We start from the raw sequence: 16,082 nt of genomic DNA, 5'->3' as shown, positions 1-16,082 counted from the left end.
TCCAGATTTATAGCACAGAAATACAATTAACCTGCTCTAACAGGTGCTTTTGGTATTCTGTGCGGGTCCTTGAACTCTTGTTCAGGTAAGGTTATATCGTACTCAGCTTATGCCGTTATGAAACATGTTCTGCTGATTATCAGCTTTATACTAGTTCTGTCATCTACTATTAAGGCGCAACCCTATTATTTTTCCAGACTAACGTCAGAACATGGCCTCGCCCATAATTCTGTTTTCAGTATAGCACAGGATTACAAAGGGTTTATGTGGTTTGGTACCAGAGACGGAGTCAGCCGGTACGACGGTCAGAAGATCAGGAATTACAGCTTTACATCAACGCATACAGACGTTGAACATAACCGCGCGAACTGTGTGTATGCGGCCGGCAAAAAACTGTGGGCAGGCACAACCGCAGGGCTTTATGCCTACGACATTCAAAGTGACCGCTTTCTTCCGGTTCCGCTCGAACAGAAGGCTACCCATATTCATGAGATCAAACAAATGGCGTCCGGTGTGCTCTGGCTGGCCACCCGAAACGGTATTTTTCTGGTTTATCCGGACGGACGGAAACGGCATATTCTGGCGGGACAATCCGTACAGACAATCTGCGAGTACCGCAAAGGAACCTACCTCATTCTTACCGGCAACCAGCCCCGCATCATCAACGAATTCGGTGAGTCGATTGTATCGGTGACGGTAAACGATGTCGGGCAGGAAAAGCTACCCTCGTTCCGGAACTATACGTTTTTTAAGGACCGGCACGGCGTTGTCTGGCTGGGCACAAATGCCGGCCTGCTCTGGCTCGACGAAACCATTATGGCCTTTCACCCCATTCCGTGGTACCAGACGCTTATCAAAAATTCGATCCGGGTAATCCGGACCATGACAGAAGACCAGCACGGTAATTTCTGGCTGGGCAGTGAGTCGGGCGTGGTGATGATTACCCCTGACCGTAAAGAAGCGAAACACATCGACCGCTCTTTTGCCGAAGATCTGCATAGCCTGTCCGACCGTGCGGTATACAGTAGTTATGTGGCACGCGACGGCACCGTCTGGTTCGGCACGTACTTTGGGGGAGTCAATTTCACCCAGACCCGGAGCCGTCCCTTTAACCATGCATTTGCGAATGCCGACGGGCAGGGGCTTGCCGGTAAAGCAGTCAGCGAGCTCGTGGTCGATGCCCAAAAGAAGCTGTGGATTGCCTCCGAAGACGGCGGCATCTCGGTACTTGACCCGCAAACAGGCCGGTATACGTTCCATAACCGCCGCAACGGATTAAGCGACGATAACGTCCACGGCCTGTATATCGACAAACGGGGAATCGTCTGGGCAGGGACGTATCTGGGCGGCCTCAACCGCATTGATCCGAAGACCGGTGCGAAAACCGTGTATATGCACCGGGAGGGTGATTCTACGAGTTTACTGAACGATGGGGTATATACGATGCTTTGTGACCGCCGTGACCGGTACTGGATCGGCACCGTCCGCGGCCTGAACCTGTTTGACGCGGCAACCGGTAAATTCCAGGTGTTCAGGCCCGATATCTTTCAACGGGTATTCATCTACAACCTGCTCGAAGACAGTGCCGGTATGATCTGGATCACCACCCGCTTCGACGGTATTTTCCGGTATAATCCGGACACCGGCAACATTACCCGATACCATACCGGCAACACCCCTGTCCTGCACAGTAATCAGGTGATCAGTATTTACGAGGACAGCCGTCATAATATGTGGTTTGGCCTGCTGAACGGCGGCGTCTACCAGTGGGACCGTAAAACCGGCCGCGTCAGTAAACCCTGGTTCAATACCTATCTTCCCAATAAAACGGTTTACGGTATTCTGGAAGACCGGTCGGGGCATTTCTGGTTTTCGACCAACGGTGGTTTATTTTCCGTCAATCCGAAAAAAAATACATACCATATTTTTGATAAGAGCAACGGGCTGCAAACGACCCAGTTCAACTTCCGGTCTTACCTGAAAGATCAGCAGGGGCGGCTTTATTTCGGGAGTGTCAACGGGTTATGTTATTTCGATCCGGACTCGGTGTCTAAACATACCTTTGACCCGCCGGTCTATTTCACCGACTTCAAACTCTTTAATAAAACAATTAATCCGGCCCGCCAGCAGGTGCTGACCAGGCCGCTCGATGAAACACCGGAAATACGGCTGGCTTATTCCCAGAACGTGATTACGCTGGATTTTGTGGCCATCAACTACCAGACCCGCCAGAACTATTATTCCTGCTATCTCGAAGGTTTTGAAGAGACATGGGGCCCTAAAACGACCATTAATTCGCAGACGTATACCAATTTATCGCCCGGTGAGTACACGTTTCATGTCCGCTCCTACCAGTCTAACGGGCAGTTATCCCCGAAAGAGCGTACGCTCACCATTATTGTCGATCCGCCGTTCTGGCGTTCCGGCTATGCGTATCTGCTGTACACCTGCCTGCTCATCGGTGCGCTGCTCCTCTACCGGCGCTTCATAACGCTGCTGAACAACCAGAAACTGGAAACCCGGATGGCCCGGGCCCGGCAGGAGAAAAGCGAAGAACTAAACCAGCAGAAGCTGAATTTCTTTACATTTTTATCCAACGAATTTAAAACACCGATTACCCTGATCATGGCCGAAATCGACGAACTGATCCGGTCTAATCAGGCGTGGCGCAATGACTCGGCCACCAATTACAAGGTTATTAAAAAGAACGCCAGACGGTTACAGTCCCTGATCGATCAGATTACCGAGCTCCGGAAAGTCGGCAACGAGCATCAGAAGCTGGTTGTATCGGACCAGGACATTGTTCTTTTTCTGAAAGAGGTGGTGCAGGGCGTTGACCCGTTGCTCCAGTCGCGGCAAATCGGCAAGCGGCTGACGTTTCAGCTGCCTTTTCTGATGGCCTCTTTCGATGCCGGCAAACTGGAAATGCTCGTTGGTAACCTGTACTTCCTGTGTGCGCACGAGGTTCCGGAAGGCAGTACCCTTGCCGTTGACGTAAAAGTCGAACAGCAGAGCGCAGCGTTGGCATGCCAGCTGGTTATCCGCTTCTCGTTTTCCGGCGCGCCAGACCTGTTCGCCCTGCTGAAAAGCAGTTACGAAGCCACCGCCGAAGACGAAAAGCTGTTTACCTACAGCAACTCGTCAAGCATTAGCCTGGCACTGACGTTCAGCCTGTTAAAAGTATTATCCGGTCAGGCCGACTTTGACGAAAACGGGACGGACTATGGCCTGACGGTTGCAATTCCTATCCGGAAAAGCCCGGTCAGCAAACCCGCACCCGTTACAAAAAAAGCCGATCCGCTCCTGCTACAGGTGGTTGATGAACCGGATGATCTGACGCCGGCAACGGCGGAAGAGGCCGGTGCAGCCACCCTGCCGACGCTCCTCATCGCTGACAGAAGCAAGGATTTAACCCAGTTCCTCAAGCGGCATTTTCAGGAGAAATACCGGGTGCAGATTGTCCATTCATACGCTGACGCCCTGAAAAAAGCAGAAGCTATACTGCCGGAAATCATTATCTGCGAAAACGACCTGCAGCAAAAAGCCAGTGAAAGCCTGTGTCAGGCCCTGAAGAAAAACCCGCTGACCGAGTCAATCCCGGTTATTCTCCTGCTGAATGATCAGGACGACAGTACCATCATCAACGCGCTGAACTGCGGCGCAGACGGGTATATCGCCAAGCCGTTCAATCTAAAGGAGTTAGACCTGATTGTGAAAAATGAGCTGAGCAGCGTGGCATTACTGAAGAAAAAACTGACACAGCATCAGGGGTCGCCGCTGCTGCACCCTTTGCCCAAAACCAATAAGGAACAGGCGTTTATGCTCCGCTTTTCGGAGCTGGTCATCAGCCGGTACAAAGACAAGGACATTACGACCGAAAGCCTTGCCCAACACATGCATTGCAGCCGTTCTCAGCTCCATACCAAACTTACCCGGCTGACGGGATTAAGCCCGAAGGAGTACGTTAATGAGTACCGGCTTTCTGTGGCCAGGCAGGAACTGCTGAGCGGAAAAAGTGTTGGCGAGGTGACGTTTGACGTTGGTTTCAGCGACCCGAATTACTTTAGCCGGGCGTTTAAAAAGAAGTTCGGCATTTCACCCAGTAAAATCAACGTACATGAAACGGTCTGATCGCCGGACCACCGGACCGAAGTAGGAATGCTCTTTTTTTTGTTTTTACCTTCCGGAAAACGATTCTTTTTACCTGTACCCTTTTACCATGAGCCAGTCCATCCTCATTGTCGGTTGTTTTGACACCAAAGGCGAGGTCTTTGCGTACCTGCGGCAATGTATTCTCGACCGTGGCGAAACCGTCTGTACCATCAACACGGGCGTTCTGGGCACCACAACGCTCTTTCCCGTCGATTACGAAGCCGATGTTGTAGCCCGTCAGGTGCATGAATCCCTTGCCGGGCTGCGGGACTCCGGCGACCGGGGCAGAGCCATTGACATCATGGGTCAGGGGGCCGCCGCCCTGGTCCGGCAGCTCGTTGACGCGAACCAGGTAAAGGCGATTATCGGTATGGGCGGCGGCGGCGGGACATTTATCGCCCTGTCGGCCATGCAGCCGGTTCCGTTCGGTATTCCGAAGCTGTGCCTGAGTACGCTGGCAGCCAAGGACATTTCGGCCCAGGTTGGCAGCAAGGATATTGCCCTGATGACCTCGGTTGTCGATGTCGCCGGACTCAACAGCATCAGCCTGACCCTCATTGCGCGGGCAGCGGCCGGCATCTGTGCCATGGCTGCGGTGCCTGTCAGTAAGCAAACCAGAAACAAGGGCCGGATTGCGGTCAGTATGTTCGGCAACACGACTCCCTGCGTCAACCTGTGTACCGGGATGCTGGAACAGCAGGGTTTTGAGGTTTTTGCCTTTCACGCGAACGGGACCGGCGGCCGGACAATGGAAAGCCTCATTGCCGACGGCTTTTTTGATGCCGTTCTCGACATTACCACCACCGAACTGGCCGATGAGCTCTGCGGAGGAATCTGCAGTGCAGGCCCTGACCGGCTTCAGGCCGCCACGCGGCTCGGTATTCCGCAGGTAGTTGTCCCGGGTTGTCTGGATATGGTTAATTTTGGGGCCACCGACACTGTTCCGGCCCGATTCCGCGACCGGTTGCTCTACAGCTGGTCGCCGGTGGTTACGCTCATGCGGACCAACGAGGCCGAAAACAGTACACTCGGCCGGCAACTGACTGATGTCCTGAATCAATCGCCGGGACCGGTGACGGTTCTCTTGCCGGCGGGCGGACTGTCACAGCTGGATGCGCAGAGCGGGCTTTTTTTCCGGCCCGATGTCAATCAGGTACTGTTTGACACCATTGAGGCCCATGCGGCGGAAACCGTGCAGGTTATTAAAACGGCGGCCAACATTAATGAGCCGGCATTTGCGGCCCTTGTTGTAGATTGCCTGCTGAATATGCTGCCAAACCGGGCTGAATAATCCGATAAACACAAAACATACATAACCACTATGCCAAATCCCTGGACAGGAAAAGGAAACCCGTACACCAAACAAGAGGTCAGAGACCGCTTACAGGCCACGCTGGACCAGCATAAAGCCATCATCGCGGCGGGTGCCGGAACGGGCATCAGCGCCAAATTCATTGAAAAAGGCGGGGCCGATTTGCTGATCATTTACAACTCCGGCCGCTTCAGAATGTCGGGGCACGGGTCAACGGCCGGTCTGATGGCTTACGGCGATGCCAATGCCATTGCCATGGAAATCGGTGAGTTTGAAGTACTGCCGGTTGTGGAAGAAATTCCGGTTATCTGCGGTGTACACGGTTCGGACCCCCGCCGCCGCATGTGGCATCACCTGCTGAAAGTAAAGGAAATGGGGTTTTCAGGCGTGAACAACTTCCCGACGCATTCCATTGTTGACGGCCATTTCCGCAACGTGCTGGAGGAAACCGGGATGAGTTTCGCCAAAGAAGTGGAGATGATCCGGATTGCCAATAAAATGGACCTCTTCACAATTGTGTACGTAGCCACACCCGACGATGCGCGGAACATGGCCGATGCCGGGGCGGATGCCATCATTGCCCACGTCGGCACCACCGTCGGCGGCTCGATCGGTGTAGTGGATGCCAGCTGCTCGATGGATGAAGCCGTCAGCCGCACACAGGCTATCATTGATGCGGCTAAAGCGGTAAAACCGGACTGCTTCTTTCTGGCCCACGGCGGACCGATCAACACGCCGGACGATGTAAAAATCATTCTGGAGCAGACAACCGCGCACGGTTTTGTCGGGGCGTCGTCGCTCGAACGGATGGGCGTCGAAAAATCACTGACCGATCTGACCAAATCGTTTAAGTCGCTGTCTTTCGGCGAAAACCGGTAAGCAGCAGCCCTATACCCAAAACGGGGAGTTGTGCGCCGGAAACGCACAACTCCCCGTTTTATTTGTTTACCGGTTAACCGCTAATCGCTTGCCTAGTTACCACCGGAAGCAGCCGGATTCAGGATCAGTTTACCGGCGGGCGCCGTTACAACAACCGGAATAGTCAGCCGGCTACCATCTTCGCCGGTAACCTGTAACTGGTATGAACCCGGCTGTGTAATGTTTTCGGCCACCACCTCATACTGGCCTGCTGTTCTGTGCACGTTGCTGAATACGTAACCGCCCGGGCCTGTCACCACAAAGGAAACACCCTGCGCCACCACCGAAAAACGGGTCGATGCGCCGGTCAGGGTGACTGTGGCCGGATAACTAATGATCAGGGGCGGCGCGCCTACGCGTTCGGTCACCGACAGCGTCTGGCTAACCGGTGCTGCGGCTTCATACGTGTCGTTACCCGCCTGACTGGCTGTTATGGTCGTTATCCCCGGACCGGTAATGCGGAGTTTCCCGCCGACAACGGCTGCTACATTCGTATTTGAGCTGGTATAGCTGACCGCCAGACCGGAACTGGCGATTGCCGCCGGATCCACGTCCGGATCTCCCGGATGGCTGGCCGGCAGCGGATTAAACGTGATGGTCTGGGTACCCTTTGCGACGATGAGGGCAATGTCATTGCCGTCGCCACCCTGATAGGTAATCCGGAAACGCACAGCCCCTACCTCAAGCAGACTACCTTCCGCGAATCCGTCGAACGTGCCCGATACCGGCGTTGACGCGGTATTTTCTACAAGCATAAAACTCGTGCCCACCGATACTGCCGACGGAGTGCCCACGTGACTGACTGTCAGGGATGCACCATTGACCGATACACCGTTTGCCATTACCTTATCGGCCTTGCCTTCGGCCGTGCTCAGTTCCGGCAGAAAACCGGTACCGTTTGTCAGGCTGAGGGTACCGGCGACGGTAAACGAGCCAATTCCGGTACCGGGTGCAAACGAACCATTACTGCCGATAGTGACGGATGACGCCGTCCGGCCGGTACCCGTTAACATCCCGCCCGTAACTGAAACCGGTCCGGCGAGTGCGCTGTTTACCACCAGTGTTCCGTTGTTGACGCTGGTCAGGCCCAGGTATTCATTGGTGCCGCTTAGGATCAGCTTTCCGTTGTTGACCGCTACCGACGAATAATAAGGCGTTCCGCTGATCATCGTGGTGCCGTTTTTCAGGTTACCTGACAGGGTTTGCGTGCCGGTTCCCGTTTTCTCAATCACTACCCGTCCTTTGTCTACCGTGTCTGACGTTGGTCCGGAGCTGATTGTCCCTTCAAATGCACCATCCCCATTGTCAGCGCCGATTACCAGCGTACTGATGCCGTTTGTAAGGTTATTCCGCGAAAAAATAAAGGCATCTGATGTACCATCGAGTGCCCCGACGGTCTGCTTGCTGGTATAAAGGCTGGCTCCGTTGAAAATCAGCGCGGCTGTGGCATCCGTGCCCATCGTAAAGCGGACCGGTGGCAGCAATACATCATTGGCGTCGGTCAGGCTGTTGGTTGTATTATGTAGTTCAATGGCTCCCTGCGTCAGTTTGAGTCCTCCCTGCATCGCGCTCCAGTCCATAGCTGCCTGAATGCGCAGACCGGCATAAGACGAGCTGCCGCCATAAATCGGGGTGGTAATATTCAGCCCTTGTGTACCGGCAATTTTCAGCGGAATCCGCGTGTTATTCGTTGAGTTGCCGAGAAACAGCTTCCGTGAGCCGGTATTAATCATGTTGATCGACGGGGTTCCCGACAGCGTTTGAAACGTCAGCGTCCCCCCGTTCTGCCCGCCCGACAGCGTCAGTTCCGAGGTACCGTTAGCCGCATAAGTCAGCGTTCCGACGGTTACCGGGCCATCCAGCGTTACCCCGCCGATGTTGCCGAACGATGTAGCCCCAAAGGTTGCATTGGCCTGCGCTCCGCCCGGAATCACCGATCCGCTCCAGTTTGCGGCCGTTGACCATTTCAGAAACCGGTTGCCCGTACCGTTAGCGATGGAGCTGGTTGCCGTGATGGCCGTACCACCCGGCCGCAAGGAAAGCTGTATGAGTGAACCGGTTGCAGCCACAACGTTATAATTGGTATTGGCCGAAAAGCCGCCGGGCACAGTACCGGTCAGGCGGACCTGATCTCCGACGACAAACGTTTGTCCCGGCCAGTTCAGGTTTGCACTACCCGAAGTCGAGGATAACGTACTGGTGACGATACCGGCGGTATTCGCCCATGTGCCATCGGTAACCCCCGGAATCTGGTTAACCGTCAGCGTCTGTGATACAATAGCGGCCGGATTATACTGGCTGTTTCCCATTTGCTGGGCAATGATTGTCGTTGACCCCGGTTTCAGGACATGAATCGTGCCGTCGTCATTTACCGACGCAATTTGCGGATTGGTGCTGGAATAAACGACTGAAAGGCTCGAGGTAGCCGTCGCACCCGGCGAAAAATCGGCCGCGTTATAGTCTTTATTCGGGATAGCCGGAAAGGTAATGGTCTGGCTGTTCGGGCGCACCGGTTCGTCGAGGGAAGCGGTAAGGGTACCAAAACCCAGCTGATCATAGCCACCGCTGTTCGGTCCGAAATTACCGCCACCGCCCTCAGGCCGGACAATCTGCGCAAACCGGGCGATATAGGGTGCCGGCAGCCCCTTCCGGTTCACATAATGATTGTAGACCATTTCCCAAACCGGCCGGACATTGCCGCGCCCGTCGGCCGAGACAATGGTCTGTACGACCCCAATGCAATTGCGGTACGTCGTGAATGGCACGTCGTAACCGAGGTTGTATTTTGCGATGTACTCGAAGCCTTTCAGCAGGCGGTTGTCGTCATAGCCGTATAAGTCATCGCCCTGATTCCAGGCCATCTCGCAGAATGTCCCCGCCAGCGCTACTCCCAGCACGGTATGCCCCTGATCACGACCGCTTTCCTGCCACTGCCCGAGATCACCGTACAGGTTCGGCACCACATTTTTGATTGAGCCCATACCGCCACCATTCTTAAAGTAATCGACAGCTTCGTTATAAATGTCGCGCCGATCGCACAAAACGCCGATTGCCAGCATGGATGCCATGTTACACAAGTCCCAGTTTGCCCAGTAATTGCTGATGCAGGCCCCGTTATGGTTCACCAGAAAATCATGGTTCATCGGGTACCAGACGGTCAGCATCCAGGTCTGAAACTTTGTAAAATCCGTGGTTGTCCAGCCACTATACGACCGCATGATCTCTGCGGCATTGGCCAGCTGATAGCCCTGAATACCGGCCAGTAAAAACCGGTCCGATGTGCCGCTGATGGTGGTCATCCCTGCGGCCCAGGCGTTCAGAATGGCAATTGATTTGTCGGCGTAGGCATTATCGCCCGAGATTTTCCACCGGAGTGCAGTCTGGTAGGCCGCCGCCGCATCCCGGAACAGCGACGCATAATTTTCCGTATTGGTGCCGTCGAAACCACGGTAAACCGTAGCCGGTATGGGATTGGTAAAATTCCGCGTCAGTGATGAATTGGTATTAGCAATCAGCACATCCCAACCTGCCTTCCAGGGCTGCGCACCGGCCGTGACTTTTGTTTTCATCCGGTCGAAATCACTTTCCCTGTGCATTAATCCGGGATGCACAAATGACTGCGCCCGAAGCACCGGCGCGGCTGTAATAAACAATACTACCAGGCTCGTAAGGTACTGTAAGACAATACCTCTCCTTACCCGCCCAATGGGTGAGAAACGTCGGATCATAAAGTTTGTATAGAAAATAATTAAGGTTTTAACCGGATAATGAGATCATTATCCGGTCATCAGGCACCAGACTATACGTAACGGTATACCCTACACGTTACCCATAGCCGGTGTAAAACGGACTGGTGATCCGTTTGCCTGCTGCTGTTTGTTTCAGTACGGAAGATATGCCCTGTACCAGGCCTGACGTACAGCCTATCAACCTGCATTACATAAGGGAAGTAGACGACTTCAGGGCCTGTATACCCTTTTTATGTACTTTTTTATTTTTTAATTGAACAAGGCCGTCATAAGCGGGGACTCAGAGCCCGCATAAACCAGTTTCCGGAAACAAACTATCGGCCGAAGCCGTTATATTTGACCGAAAATAGCGCCTGATGATACAAACCAACCTGAACCGGATGAAGCCCATTGTCTTTGCCTTGCTCCTGCTGACGGCCACAGGGCTGCAACCGGGTATGGCGCAGGAACTGAAAATTGCCGTTGCCGCCAACGCCCAGTTTGTGATGGAAGCCCTCCGTATCCCTTTCCAGAAACAAACCGGTGTGCAGATTACGGCCATTGTCAGTTCATCCGGCAAGCTGACTACCCAGATTCAGCAGGGCGCTCCGTATGACATCTTTCTTTCGGCCGATACAGACTATCCGGAAACACTGTTTAAAGCCGGACTGACCGTCGAAAAACAATACATCTATGGCTACGGCTCGCTGGTGCTCTGGGCACCGGATTTACCCCGGCTCAAACGCCTGAGCCAGCTCACCGGCGAATCGGTCCGCCATATTGCCATTGCCAATCCGGCCACGGCCCCCTATGGCGAAGCCGCCGTATCGCTCCTGAAGCACCATAAGCTGTGGGACGCCCTGCAACCCAAAGTGGTATATGGCGAAAGCATCGCCCAGGTAAATCAGTACATTATGTCCGGCGCAGTAGCGGCGGGGTTTACCGCCAAATCGGTGGTGTTGGCGCCAACGACTAAAGGGCACTGGATCGACGTACCGCCGCCAGGCTATGCACCCATTGCGCAGGGCGTGGTCATACTGAAGCGTACGCAATCGCTTCAGGCAGCCCGGCAATTTATCCAGTTTTTGCGTAGCTCAACCGGCCGCCGTATTTTGCAGCAGTATGGCTACCGTTTTTCAGCCTCTTAACCTACGTTTGCATGCATACCCCCATTGACTGGGAACCTATCTGGGTAACGTTCTGGCTTACACTCCGGCTGGCGGGCATTACCACCCTGCTCCTGCTGCTGACCGGCGTTCCGCTGGCCGGCTGGCTGGCCATCAGCCGCTTCCGGTTCAAACCGGCCATTGAGGCGTTAATCAGCCTGCCGATTGTTCTGCCGCCTTCGGTGGTCGGTTTTTACCTGTTGCTGGCCTTCAGTCCGGCCGGTGCCTTCGGCAGCTGGTTGTTGCATACATTTGATATTCAGCTTGTTTTCTCGTTTAAAGGGCTGGTTATTGCCTCATTGATCTACAGCCTGCCGTTCATGGTTCATCCGATCCAGGCCGGTCTCGAAAACCTGCCGGTGTCGTGGCGGGAAGCAGCCTATACGCTCGGTCAGTCGCCGGTAAAAACGGTCTGGAAAGTATTACTGCCCAACTGCAAACCAGCCATTCTGACGGGCATTGTCCTGTCGTTTGCGCATACCATCGGCGAATTCGGGCTGGTGCTCATGATCGGCGGCAACCTGCCCGGACAAACCCGGGTAGCCTCCATTGCCATTTACGATGAGGTGGAACAGCTGCATTTTGAGACGGCCCACGCCTACGCCGGATTACTGCTCGGCCTTTCCTTTGCCATTCTGGTGCTGGTCTACAGCATCAACAAACGGGTTACAATATGATTGAGATGCAGCTCACGTTTCCGCGGCTGTTTGCAGCGGGTGCCGGCAGGCTGGAGGTCAGCCTGGAGGTGCCGGAGAAGCAGCTCGTTGCCATAACCGGGGCGTCCGGATCGGGAAAGACCACGCTGCTCCGGCTACTGGCAGGGCTCGAAAAGCCGGAATCGGGAAGCATTCGTGTACACGGCAATACGTGGCTGGATACGGCCAGGGGCGTAAATCTGCCCCCTCAGCAGCGTTCCATCGGCTTTGTTTTTCAGGATTCGGCCCTGTTTCCGAACATGACGGTGCTGGAGAATATCCGCTTTGTTCCGGGCTCTCCGTTGCTGGCCGATACGCTTATTGAGTCGGCCGGGCTACGGCCGTTTATCCACCAGAAGCCCGGCAAACTCTCCGGCGGTCAGCGGCAACGGGTAGCATTGGTCCGGGCACTGGTCCGCCGCCCGCAGGTGCTGCTGCTCGACGAACCGTTTGCCGCCCTTGATGATGCCTCAGGCGCGGAACTCCGTCAGACCCTGCTGACCCTGCATGAGGCCTGGGGCACCACTACGTTGCTGGTCAGTCACCACGCCGATGATGTCCGGACACTGGCAGACCGGGTCATCCGGCTGGAGTACGGGACCATTATCAGCGATACGCCTGTAGCCGAAAAAACAAGCGGTCAGGAAGTCATACAGCGTCTCTTTTTCGATACCGATGCCAGACAGTGGGTTATCGAAACGGAAGCTACCCAGCTGCGGTCGGGCAATCCGGTCTGGGCACAGTATAAGCCCGGCGACGTGCTGCCATTTCCGGCCTGACCCGATTTATCCGAACACCTGTTCGTACTGTTCCGGTTTAAAGCCAAGGGCGATAATCTGGCCGTCCTGTTCGATCAGCGGGCGGCGGATAACCGACGGCTTGTCGAGCATGAGCTGAATCGCAGCCTCCTGCGTGGCCGGTTTTTCGGCATCCGGCAGTTTTTTCCAGGTTGTTCCGGCGCGGTTCACGAGCTCCTCCCAAGGCTTCTGCGTGAGCCAATGCTCAATCGTAGCGCGGTCAATCCCCTGTTTTTTGTAGTCGTGGAACTGATAATCAACGCCCTGTGCGGCAAGCCAGGTCCGTGCTTTCTTCACTGTATCACAATTCGGTATCGCAAATAACGTTTTCATTCGTTTTCTTTTTTGACAGGATTTCAGGATGAACAGAACTGCAAAAATAAGCGCCGCACGGTTAAATTTCTGTCCGTGCTGACTTATCTCTCCGTTAACCCCGATCAATCATGAAAAAGTTGCTCTGCTGCATTCCTGTCATTGCGCTGTTATTTGCCTTTACCCACCCCGACATGACCTGGCTCGCCCTCGGCGATTCCATTACCTACCTCAACGACCACGCTAACGAAACCGGCAACCGTGTGCAGAAAGGCTACCTGACGCGGGTAACCGAAAAGCTGCCCTACGTGCATTATGTCAACAAGGGCTACAATGGCTGGACTGTCATCCGCATTGCCGAATCCATTGATAAGCTGGGGCTCACCAAAGCCGATATTTACTCGGTTTTTCTGGGGACAAACGACTGGTGGGGTGGTAAACCCCTGGGGCGATTTACGGATTATACGCAAAAAACCGGCAATGCAACCATCTACGGCGCCTACCGGACCATTATCGACAAGCTGAAATCGCTGAATCCGGATGCCCCGATCCTGCTGATTACACCCATGCAGCGGGTCGATTTCGTTTACATAAACAATCCGAAAAACAACGCCTACGGATCCTACAAGGCTAAAAACGGACAAATGCTGGAACAGGTCGCGGCCGCCATCGACTCCATCGGCAAGCACGAGCACCAGCCGGTCATTGACCTCTATCACCTGAAAGACCTCAGCCACAAAAACCTCGTCGCCTTTAAGCGGGTAAAGGATCCGGCTACCGGCCAGTATAAAAACGTCCGCTACCCGGACTTTATCGACATCCCGTTCGACCCTGCCACCGACGAATATCCCTACCCCGTTGACGCTATCGGCGCGACCTACGACGGCCTCCATCCGTCTGACAAGGGCAATGAGCTTATCAGTAAGGCGGTTGTGAAGGTGATGAAACGGTTTTGACAACAATCCTTTCCTGACGCAGGTTATCTGTTTTTTTAACCGTCAGTACTAATTTAACGACTGACTCATCGGTTCTGCTGTAATTTTCACCATCACATTCAGAAAACGAAATCTTATGGGCTTATTTTCGTCTATTCTCGGTAACGCAGGCGCTGTTTCGCCGAATGAACTGACCGCCGAATTCGGTAATCTGTTAACCCCTTCCGAAGCGATTGAGGTAGGCTTCCGGATTTTCCGCGACACCTTTATCTTTACAAACAAGCGGCTTATTCTTGTGGATAAACAAGGCATCACAGGGAGAAAAGTAGAATACATGTCCGTAGCCTACAAGAATATTTCCCGGTTCAGCATCGAAACTGCCGGCGATTTTGATCTGGATGCAGAATTAAAAATCTGGATATCCAGCGAAACGATTCCGAGCATTCAAAAGAAATTTAATAAGCAGGTAAATATCTACGAACTTCAGAAAATTCTGGCCACCCATGTACTAGGCTGAAATTCAGTTTTCATGCCACTCAGAAAAGCCCAAGCTTCTTTGAGTGGCATGAACTGAGGGATACGCTAATTCCGGTAGGCCGATTGCCGCTCGACCATCCAGCCCGGATACTGCTTCGGCAGCGGACTGACTTCGTCTATTTTTTTAAGGTCACCGGTCGTTAGCTGCACGTTTACGGATTGCAGGTTGTCGGTCAGCTGGGCCGTACTTTTGGCACCGATGATCGTGCTGGTTACACCCGGTTGCTGACGTACCCATGCCAGCGCGACCTGCGCGACGGTTACCCCGTGGGCCGACGCAATCCCGTTGAATACGTCGACCAGGTCATACGCTTTTTCCTTATCGATCGGCGGGAAATCAAACGACTCACGACGCGAACCGGCGGTAGACCCTTCGCGGGTGAACTTACCTGACAGAAAACCACCGGCCAGCGGACTCCACGGGAAGATAGCCAGCTTGTGGTGTTTAGCCATCGGCACCAGTTCATGCTCAATATCCCGAGAAACGGCTGAGTAATAATACTGGAGACCGATAAACGACTGCCAGCCGTTCCGTTTGGCAATCTCCTGAGCCGTGGCGACCATCCATGCCGGCCAGTTGCAGATGGCGATGTAGCGTACCTTGCCGCTGTTCACAATGTCATTCAGGGAATGAACAATCTGCTCAATTGACGTGGCCGGATCGACACCGTGTACGTACAGCACATCAATGTAATCCATCTGCAGCCGCTTCAGGCTGGCATCGACAGAGTTAAAGATGTGGTAACGCGAGAGGCCCGTACTGTTCGGACGCGGGTCCATACGGCCCAGCACTTTGGTGGCAATCACCACCTGATCACGCGGAATACCCAGCTCAATCAGCGACTGCCCCAGCAGTTGCTCCGACTGACCAAACGAGTAGACATTGGCGGTATCAATAAAATTAATGCCCGCATCCACCGCCGTTTTGATGATGTCATTGACCTCCTGCTGCTGCAATTGGCCGATACTTTCCCACATGCCGGCATTCTGCCCGCCAAACGTCATTGTACCCAGACACAGTTCGGAAACCATCAGTCCGGTTTCACCCACATAGTTATACTTCATAGCGCTGTAATTATTTGTCATTCTGTTTTGCAGAAAACAATATTTACAGGAAAGAAGGTGCCCTCCGTGTCTAAAATCTATGCAAAACAAAAAGCCCCCGAATTGCTTCAGGGGCTTTCAAGGTGACCGATACGGGAATCGAACCCGTGTTACCGCCGTGAAAGGGCGGTGTCCTAACCGCTAGACGAATCGGCCAGTCAGGACAGGGTTTTCTAAAACGGTTTTGCACGAACCCCGGCATGCAAACCTTGTGACCGATACGGGAATCGAACCCGTGTTACCGCCGTGAAAGGGCGATGTCCTAACCGCTAGACGAATCGGCCATGTATGGGTGGGGTTTCTGAACTGGTTTTGCACGAACCCCGGCATGCAAACCTAGGTGACCGATACGGGAATCGAACCCGTGTTACCGCCGTGAAAGGGCGATGTCCTAACCGCTAGACGAATCGGCCATATATGGGTGGG

11 protein-coding genes and 3 tRNA genes are annotated in these 16,082 nt (G+C 54.0%); 8 read left to right on the top strand and 6 right to left on the bottom strand.

From position 1 onward, the window contains the following. The first annotated feature begins 117 nt into the window (after window positions 1-117). From AC23NW_RS22005 to AC23NW_RS21995, 3 genes are all read left to right on the top strand, one after another. On the top strand, window positions 118-4,131 hold the full coding sequence (locus tag AC23NW_RS22005) for a two-component regulator propeller domain-containing protein (protein WP_487452062.1): 4,014 nt from the start codon (window positions 118-120) through the stop codon (window positions 4,129-4,131). A gap of 88 nt (window positions 4,132-4,219) precedes the next feature. Then, window positions 4,220-5,443, top strand: coding sequence for a Tm-1-like ATP-binding domain-containing protein (locus AC23NW_RS22000; RefSeq protein ID WP_487452061.1), 1,224 nt, complete (start codon window positions 4,220-4,222; stop codon window positions 5,441-5,443). Window positions 5,444-5,473: 30 nt separating this feature from the next. Next, window positions 5,474-6,343, top strand: a complete 870-nt coding sequence (locus AC23NW_RS21995) for a phosphoenolpyruvate hydrolase family protein (RefSeq protein WP_487452060.1) — start codon at window positions 5,474-5,476, stop codon at window positions 6,341-6,343. A 92-nt stretch (window positions 6,344-6,435) separates the two neighbouring features. Here AC23NW_RS21995 and AC23NW_RS21990 read toward each other — a convergent pair whose 3' ends face one another. Next, window positions 6,436-10,110 (bottom strand): alginate lyase family protein, encoded by a 3,675-nt coding sequence (locus AC23NW_RS21990; protein WP_487452058.1) that lies wholly within the window; start codon window positions 10,108-10,110, stop codon window positions 6,436-6,438. Window positions 10,111-10,487: 377 nt separating this feature from the next. On the opposite strand from AC23NW_RS21990, the gene modA reads away from it, so the two are divergent. The 3 genes from modA to AC23NW_RS21975 are packed head-to-tail and all read left to right on the top strand — an operon-like array spanning window position 10,488 to window position 12,750. Beyond that, window positions 10,488-11,258 carry a molybdate ABC transporter substrate-binding protein gene (gene modA, locus AC23NW_RS21985; protein ID WP_487452056.1) on the top strand — a complete coding sequence of 257 codons (771 nt, stop codon included), beginning with the start codon at window positions 10,488-10,490 and terminating at the stop codon, window positions 11,256-11,258. A gap of 11 nt (window positions 11,259-11,269) precedes the next feature. Then, a complete protein-coding gene (gene modB / locus AC23NW_RS21980) occupies window positions 11,270-11,953 on the top strand; it encodes a molybdate ABC transporter permease subunit (RefSeq protein ID WP_487452054.1) in 684 nt (227 codons plus the stop codon). Next, window positions 11,950-12,750 (top strand): sulfate/molybdate ABC transporter ATP-binding protein, encoded by an 801-nt coding sequence (locus AC23NW_RS21975; RefSeq protein WP_487452052.1) that lies wholly within the window; start codon window positions 11,950-11,952, stop codon window positions 12,748-12,750. The genes modB and AC23NW_RS21975 overlap by 4 nt, the downstream gene beginning before the upstream one ends. 6 nt (window positions 12,751-12,756) lie before the next feature. Here the strand turns inward: AC23NW_RS21975 and AC23NW_RS21970 are convergent, their stop codons facing one another. Next, window positions 12,757-13,101 carry an ArsC family reductase gene (locus tag AC23NW_RS21970; RefSeq protein ID WP_487452050.1) on the bottom strand — a complete coding sequence of 115 codons (345 nt, stop codon included), beginning with the start codon at window positions 13,099-13,101 and terminating at the stop codon, window positions 12,757-12,759. A gap of 110 nt (window positions 13,102-13,211) precedes the next feature. Here AC23NW_RS21970 and AC23NW_RS21965 point away from each other — a divergent pair, with 110 nt between their 5' ends. Continuing rightward, the gene (locus AC23NW_RS21965; RefSeq protein ID WP_487452049.1) at window positions 13,212-14,036 is read left to right on the top strand and encodes an SGNH/GDSL hydrolase family protein; all 825 of its coding nucleotides are present in this window, start codon (window positions 13,212-13,214) and stop codon (window positions 14,034-14,036) included. 115 nt (window positions 14,037-14,151) lie between these two features. Continuing rightward, the gene (locus AC23NW_RS21960; protein WP_293839308.1) at window positions 14,152-14,532 is read left to right on the top strand and encodes a PH domain-containing protein; all 381 of its coding nucleotides are present in this window, start codon (window positions 14,152-14,154) and stop codon (window positions 14,530-14,532) included. Between the two features lie 65 nt (window positions 14,533-14,597). On the opposite strand, the gene AC23NW_RS21955 is transcribed toward AC23NW_RS21960, so the two are convergent. From AC23NW_RS21955 to AC23NW_RS21940, 4 genes are all read right to left on the bottom strand, one after another. Beyond that, on the bottom strand, window positions 14,598-15,617 hold the full coding sequence (locus AC23NW_RS21955) for an aldo/keto reductase (protein WP_487452048.1): 1,020 nt from the start codon (window positions 15,615-15,617) through the stop codon (window positions 14,598-14,600). A 123-nt stretch (window positions 15,618-15,740) separates the two neighbouring features. Beyond that, window positions 15,741-15,812 (bottom strand) — tRNA-Glu (locus AC23NW_RS21950). Window positions 15,813-15,868: 56 nt separating this feature from the next. Beyond that, window positions 15,869-15,940, bottom strand: a tRNA-Glu gene (locus AC23NW_RS21945). Window positions 15,941-15,997: 57 nt separating this feature from the next. Next, a tRNA-Glu gene (locus tag AC23NW_RS21940) sits at window positions 15,998-16,069 on the bottom strand. Window positions 16,070-16,082 lie beyond the last annotated feature (13 nt).

This window comes from Arsenicibacter sp. R0_47, from assembly GCF_057652235.1.
The sequence above is the reverse complement of the archived record's forward strand: the minus strand, read 5'-3'. Positions and strand labels throughout refer to the sequence as shown.

Coding starts and splice junctions, on each gene's coding strand:
- AC23NW_RS22005 (WP_487452062.1), top strand. CDS start 118: ATGAAACATGTTCTGCTGATTATCAGCTTTATACTAGTTCTGTCATCT.
- AC23NW_RS22000 (WP_487452061.1), top strand. CDS start 4,220: ATGAGCCAGTCCATCCTCATTGTCGGTTGTTTTGACACCAAAGGCGAG.
- AC23NW_RS21995 (WP_487452060.1), top strand. CDS start 5,474: ATGCCAAATCCCTGGACAGGAAAAGGAAACCCGTACACCAAACAAGAG.
- AC23NW_RS21990 (WP_487452058.1), bottom strand. CDS start 10,110: ATGATCCGACGTTTCTCACCCATTGGGCGGGTAAGGAGAGGTATTGTC.
- modA (WP_487452056.1), top strand. CDS start 10,488: ATGATACAAACCAACCTGAACCGGATGAAGCCCATTGTCTTTGCCTTG.
- modB (WP_487452054.1), top strand. CDS start 11,270: ATGCATACCCCCATTGACTGGGAACCTATCTGGGTAACGTTCTGGCTT.
- AC23NW_RS21975 (WP_487452052.1), top strand. CDS start 11,950: ATGATTGAGATGCAGCTCACGTTTCCGCGGCTGTTTGCAGCGGGTGCC.
- AC23NW_RS21970 (WP_487452050.1), bottom strand. CDS start 13,101: ATGAAAACGTTATTTGCGATACCGAATTGTGATACAGTGAAGAAAGCA.
- AC23NW_RS21965 (WP_487452049.1), top strand. CDS start 13,212: ATGAAAAAGTTGCTCTGCTGCATTCCTGTCATTGCGCTGTTATTTGCC.
- AC23NW_RS21960 (WP_293839308.1), top strand. CDS start 14,152: ATGGGCTTATTTTCGTCTATTCTCGGTAACGCAGGCGCTGTTTCGCCG.
- AC23NW_RS21955 (WP_487452048.1), bottom strand. CDS start 15,617: ATGAAGTATAACTATGTGGGTGAAACCGGACTGATGGTTTCCGAACTG.